General features: G+C 72.1%; 1 protein-coding gene. It reads right to left on the bottom strand.

The annotated features are described in order from the left end of the window. Window positions 1–614: 614 nt before the first annotated feature. The gene (gene rsmD / locus P7D22_RS23165) at window positions 615–1169 is read right to left on the bottom strand and encodes a 16S rRNA (guanine(966)-N(2))-methyltransferase RsmD (protein ID WP_319936597.1); all 555 of its coding nucleotides are present in this window, start codon (window positions 1167–1169) and stop codon (window positions 615–617) included. Between the last annotated feature and the right edge of the window lie 46 nt (window positions 1170–1215).

The following is a 1215-nucleotide window of genomic DNA, read 5'->3' as shown; positions in this document are numbered from 1 at the left end:
TGGGCTCGGAGATGTGTATAAGAGACAGGCCCTCAGCCGCCCAGGCGGGCTCCGCCTCGAGACCGTCGAGGCCGACCAGCGCCAGCCGCATGCCGTCCGGGTCGCGGAACGGCAGCACGGTTTCGCCGAAGCGTGTTTCGGGCGCCTCCACGGCCGCGCCGCCCGCCCGCAGCCGCTCGGTCCAGAACGGCAGCGCTGCCGCCGGCACCCGGAAGGCGGTCTCGCCCGTTTCGCCGGAACCGAGCTGGCCCGGCGCCGCATGCTCCCAGGGGAAGAAGGTCAGCACGCTGCCCGGCGCCCCGTCGCGGTCGCCGTAATACAGGTGATAGGTGCCGGGATCGTCGAAATTGACGGTGCGCTTCACCAGCCGTTGGCCAAGCACGCCCGTATGGAAGTCGAGGTTGCGCCGCGCCGGGCCGGAGATCGCCGTGACGTGATGAATGCCGTGAACCATGCAACGAACCTCCCGGCCGGGATCATGCCGTGCCTCAGACTTGCAGATAGCGCGGCAGACCGCGACCGCATCGCGATAAAGCTGCTCGAAGCCATCGGATCGCTCGATGGGCCGGCCGTCGGTCGTCCCAGCCTCGATCGGCTCGATGCTGTCGCGGCCGTCAGCCCGGGGTAAGGAACAGCAGCTGGCTGTCGCCCGCCTGGCGACGCTCCAGCAGGGTGAGGCCGGGCGGCAGCGCCACCGTGGCGTCGGCCACCTCTTCCAGCACCACCAGCGCGTCGGGTGTCAGCCAGCCGCCCGTCATGGCGGACGCCAGCGCCGCATCGCCGAGGCCGCGCCCATAGGGTGGGTCCAGAAAGGCGAGGCTGAAGGGCTCAAGCGTGACCGTGCCGAGCTTGGTGGCGTCGCGACGGAAGATGCGGCTGGTGCCCGCGACGCCGAGCGCCTCGACGTTGCCGCGCAACAGCGCCCGCGCCTCCACCCCATCGTCGACGAAGAGCGCGAAGCGCGCCCCGCGCGACAGCGCCTCGAGCCCGAGCGCACCCGTGCCGGCGAACAGGTCGAGCACGCGCGCATCCGCAACCCGGTCGGCACCCTGCCAATGGGCCAGCACGTTGAACAGCGCTTCGCGCAACCGGTCCGCGGTCGGCCGGATGGCCTGGGTGTCGGGTGCCTGCAGGGCGCGGCCGCGGAAGCGGCCGCCGACGATGCGCATCGTCCCGGTCAGCCGCGGCCGCGCGGTGGCCGCGGCTGACCGGGAC

The sequence above is a fragment of the Lichenihabitans sp. Uapishka_5 genome (assembly GCF_033947565.1).
Lineage (GTDB): Bacteria > Pseudomonadota > Alphaproteobacteria > Rhizobiales > Beijerinckiaceae > Lichenihabitans.
The sequence above is the reverse complement of the archived record's forward strand: the minus strand, read 5'-3'. Positions and strand labels throughout refer to the sequence as shown.